This window comes from Streptomyces sp. H39-S7, from assembly GCF_027158205.1.
Taxonomy (GTDB): Bacteria; Actinomycetota; Actinomycetes; order Streptomycetales; family Streptomycetaceae; genus Actinacidiphila.
The window spans coordinates 1-4439 of record NZ_JAPVLU010000119.1; the positions used below are offsets into that span (position 1 = coordinate 1).

The following is a 4439-nucleotide window of genomic DNA, read 5'->3' on the forward strand; positions in this document are numbered from 1 at the left end:
GCCCGCTGGCGGCCAAGGGCGTTGCAGGCAAGGCACGTTCACTCCAGCGCTCCATGATCAATCTTTTGTATTCGATTGAGTCGGCGATTCTGCGAGTGCGGCCCCCACGCTCGATATGGGGCGCTTCACGGGCACCGCATCCCTCGCGCTACGCACGGCGGCACAGGACAGCGGCGGCGCCAGCAGGTCCTGGAGCGTGCCGTGCCCATCGCTCTGCTCAGCCCAGCCCTCCACGAGACGCGCCACAACAATGCCCGCGAGGCGCCGGTACTCCTCAGGCCGCTGTTCCCGGCTGCCAAGCCACGGAAGGTTGCGGGCGTGATCGCAGAGAGCTTCCAGCTCAGCGAGCAGCGGTGTGGACAGGCCCGGGCCAGAGGTCGGCGTCTCGCATCCGAGGCGAGGAGGCGTGGTGGCGGTGCGGCGGAAACGGCGCATAGGAAGCTCCCGAGCTCGGACAGCCGGACGGATTCCGGCTGTACAACTACGGGAAGTCCTCAACTCGGACCGGATGTGACATGGGCGCGGACAATTTCTTCGGTATCTCGCGTGGGTGGGAGAACAACGGCCGGCGGTGCGGCTCTATACGCGCCACGGACGGTCACGGGCTTGGGCCGGGAGATCTTGCCCAGCGGAAGCTTCCGTCCAGCCATCGCGGAGGCGACCAGCACGCTGGTTGAGCCCAAACACACCATCGCGGCGGTCGCCGGGAACAGCCAGGAGCCCAGGAACCAGGGGCTGGCGCTTCGCGCCAGCCACGATCCGTGTCTGGACTCATACGCGCTGTTCAGTCAGGGGTGGTCGCGCCTTCGTCGGCGTGCGAAGCGGAACGAAGGCGCAACCCACGAAGCCCCCTCGGGGTGTGGCCTCGCCCTTTCACGCTACGGGCCGGTTTGTGCGCTGGCGTGCGGGGAGCACCCGTTTGGGGTTGAGCGATCCGTATTCGGTCGCGGAGGCCCGTCGTCGGCTGGCCGGCACCTTGGGATTCCCCGGTAATTCTGCCATTTCCAGTTCACCCACCACCGAGGCTCCGGCGTGCGGATTCGGGGTGATGCCGTGCAGTACGGCCAGGGCATCATCGAGGGAATCGCCGCGGCGCCACAGCAGCAGCATGACAACGCCTCGGCCTGCAACTGCTGACGGGCGCCGGTCTCGAACTGGAGTTGGCGGTGCGTCTTCCGCCTACCTGTAGCGGCGCCTGGAGCGTCCGGGTAGGAAGATCGCCGGCCACCGGCGCCTCAGCTTGCGCTGCGCGGGGACGGCCCGGGGCGGGTGTTGGGGCTGCGGCGGGATTGGGGCCGGGGCACTCTCAGGGGAGGGCGACGCGACGGAGCCAGCGTCAGTGGCCTGGGCGTGCGACGGGCCGGGTTCACTTGCTGATGGTGTGGGGGAGTTCGGCGGGAGAGCCGGGGGTGTGGGCCGGCGCTCGGTCTCTTGCACAGGCACAAGCGGAATGGATTGTTCAGGCAGTTCGTCGGCGCGCACAGGCGGTCCGGGTACAGGCTGGTGACGCTCCGCGTAGAGCTCGTGGGCCCGGCGGTTGCGCCAGCGGTGGCGCTGCTCCTGGGCTGCGTAGAGTTCATCCATGACGCGATGGGCCTTGGAGGGCCGGAAGACCGCCTGAGTCTTCGTCATCGAGGACAGCTCGATGGGCACCAGGCCCCAGCAGTCCGCGTCCGCGGAAGGGCGGGGTTTGCTGATCCGCCAGTCGTTGCGCGGGTCGCTTCGCCATCTGGGCCAGGCATTCCAGTCCTGGTCCTTCTTCACCGGGTGCTGGAACCAGCGCACCCCGTAGGGGATCAGGACGAGTTTGCCGTCGAGCCAGTACACGTTTCCGCCAGAGGCGAGAATGACTTCCTGCTGTTCATTGGGCGCGAGCGTGTGATGAACGTCGTCCTGGCCACCGTGCCGCACCTTCAGAGTGCCGAGCTTGCCGAACTGATTCGGGTCTTTCTTCAGGAACCACACGTGCTCGACTCCGCCGTGGCGTTCGCGTACCGCTCGGATACGGCGCCGCAGGATGTCCGGGCCGGGCAGGGTGACACCGGGCCGTTCGATCGCCACGGTGGTACCGCCGCAGCAGGCGATGATGATCGGCGGCAGTCCCAAAGGATCCTTACCGTCCTCGCCGAGGATCTCGGTCGTGGCCGTCACGCCGGGGAGCGCACGGATCGTGTCCCGTAGCCGGATCACGACCTCGGTGTCCTCATCGATCTGCGCTTCCCGCTCGGGATCCGCGCAGTCCGAGCCGCTCTTGTGCGAAAAGTACGGGGCCACCTTCGCGTCCACCTTGGTGCCCTTGAGAATCACTGTTTCCCAGCATGCCCGGCAGACGTAGCGGTCGCCGGCCAGACCGGCCGGCAAGCCCGTCACGTCGTCGTCCAGCCAAACCGCGTGGTCTGTCACGGTGTCCCATGCGCTCTTCCCCATAGCGGTGATCCTGCCTGTACAGGGCGTATCCGACCAGACCCCCTCCGTGCTGCTCCCGCAAGGCGGGAGATGTTTCGGGCTATCAGCCGTGGCCCCGCCATCCCCTACCCCCTGTGACCAGCCCAATTCGTCACCCATTCCTACCTCAAACCACTGACATCCCGGCAGCACGCCCCCAGCCGTCAGGGACAGCGACGGCCATCGAGCACCGTTGATGGTCCCTCGCACCACCGACCGAACCGGCGGACGCGTAGCGGTGAATGAGGAAGGGAGCGCGGGATGAAGCTGTGCAGAACTCTCTTGATCAAGGCTTCGTGGCGCTGAGGGGGATGGGGAGACGGATCGTTCGCTCCTCGTCAGTTTGGGTCTGCGTCCGCAGCCACGCGCGCAAGAACCACGAGCTCAACGCCGCGCAGTAGAGCCGTCGCTGTGCTCGGCCCGACGTGGCGGGTTGAGCACGGTATCGCGAGGAAGATGGTGTCAGCGTTTCGCTGCAGGTCATGGAGGAGGCGACGGATGTTGAAGCGGGTCGATGTTGTGTACACCCTGGTCACCAACGCAGTGGGCGAGGTCCTGCTGGTACGCAACCGGGACGGCTGGAGTCTGCCAGGTGGCGAGCGTGAGGACGGGGAAACCCTGCCCGAGGCCGCGCAGCGTGAGACCAAGGAAGAGGCGCACGTCGTGGTCCGGGTCGGAGCACTGGTCCACGTCGCCGAGGTGATCGGCGCCGAGGTGCATGACGTGTTTCACGTCTTCCGCGCCGAGTTGGAGGGCGACGCGGAACCGTTCGCGGACGGGCTGGACGCGGACGTGGAGGAGGTGGCGTGGGTGCCGGTGGACGTGGCTGACGAGCGGATGCCTTGGTATGACGGGGGTGTCAGCGTTCTGCTGACATCCGGTGGCGCTGGCTACAGTGCCTCACGCGCGTAGCCCCTGCGGTTACAGCGGACGGACCGCGGTGACGGGTATCGGCGCGGGGTTCTGGCCGTTCAGCGCGCGGACACACACCGTCGCGGCGTGCCGGACGGCGGCCGCGGTCAGTTCCAGGTGTTCGGCCGTGTGGACGGTGGTGGAGTAGAAGATGCCGCGTACCAGGGCGCCGGCGCGGATCGTCTCGCTGAGGAAGAGTGCTTTGAGCTGCGGTGCTGTCAGCCGTTCGGTTCCTAAGGTCTCGATGTTGAGGAAGCAGTCGTAGCCCGTCAGCCGCACCAGGCGGTCCAGGCCGGACTCGGTGAGGACGGCTGCCAGGGTGTTGCGCAGGGTGGCGCCGATTGCGTGGGCGCGGGGGATGGCGTTGGTGGAGTGGAGTTCGCCCACGGTGGCGACCATCGCGGCCAGGCTTGCGCCGTCGCTGCCGTGGGTGGTGGACAGCAGGAGCAACGGGGGCTGGCCTGGGCGCGGGCGTGCGTGGTCGCCGAGCTGCATCAGGTCGCGGCGTCCGGTGAGCGCTGACAGCGGCATCCCGCCGCCGATGCCCTTGCCCCAGCACGTCAGGTCCGGGCGCACGCCGGTCAGGGGGCCTGCGGCGCAGAGGCGGTACTTGAGGCCGCTGACCGTTTCGTCGAAGACCAGCACGGTGCCGTGCTGGGTGCACAGTTCGCGCAGGCGGGCGAAGAAGACCGGGTCGGGGGCGGTGAAGCGGACCGGTTCCAGGATGACCGCGGCCAGGTCGCCGCTGTGCTCGGTGAACAAGGCCTCGATCGCGGCGGTGTCGTTGTAGGGGAAATCACGGGTGCGGCTGCCGGGTTCGGGGTGGGTGCCGCCACAGGCGGCGGTGGTGCCGATGAACCAGTCCCCGGTGGAGAAGAACGGGTGCTCACTGCACTTGGCGACCAGCGTGCGGCCGGTGGCGTAACGGGCGAGCTTCAGCGCGCCGTCGACCGTGTCGGATCCGTTCTTGGCGAACTTCACCATGTCGTCGCCGACGGCGACCTGGGACAGGAACACCTCCGCAGCCTGGAGTTCGGCGGTGGTGGGGAGCTGGAAGGCCGTGCCGCGCTGGAGCGCGGCGG

At 67.9% G+C, this 4439-nt stretch carries 4 protein-coding genes; 1 reads left to right on the plus strand and 3 read right to left on the minus strand.

Features of this window, described 5'->3' with window-relative positions; genetic code table 11:
* Positions 1 to 873: 873 nt before the first annotated feature.
* Positions 874 to 1110, minus strand: a complete 237-nt coding sequence (locus O3X23_RS43580; RefSeq protein ID WP_269280863.1) for a hypothetical protein — start codon at positions 1108 to 1110, stop codon at positions 874 to 876.
* A 69-nt stretch (positions 1111 to 1179) separates the two neighbouring features.
* Positions 1180 to 2427: a hypothetical protein gene (locus O3X23_RS43585; RefSeq protein WP_269280865.1), complete on the minus strand. Its 1248-nt coding sequence runs from the start codon at positions 2425 to 2427 to the stop codon at positions 1180 to 1182.
* Positions 2428 to 2943: 516 nt separating this feature from the next.
* Here O3X23_RS43585 and O3X23_RS43590 point away from each other — a divergent pair.
* Positions 2944 to 3357 (plus strand): NUDIX hydrolase, encoded by a 414-nt coding sequence (locus O3X23_RS43590; RefSeq protein ID WP_269280868.1) that lies wholly within the window; start codon positions 2944 to 2946, stop codon positions 3355 to 3357.
* A 9-nt stretch (positions 3358 to 3366) separates the two neighbouring features.
* Here O3X23_RS43590 and O3X23_RS43595 read toward each other — a convergent pair.
* A partial coding sequence (locus O3X23_RS43595; protein ID WP_269280871.1) for an aminotransferase class III-fold pyridoxal phosphate-dependent enzyme occupies positions 3367 to 4439 on the minus strand: 1073 nt, incomplete at its 5' end.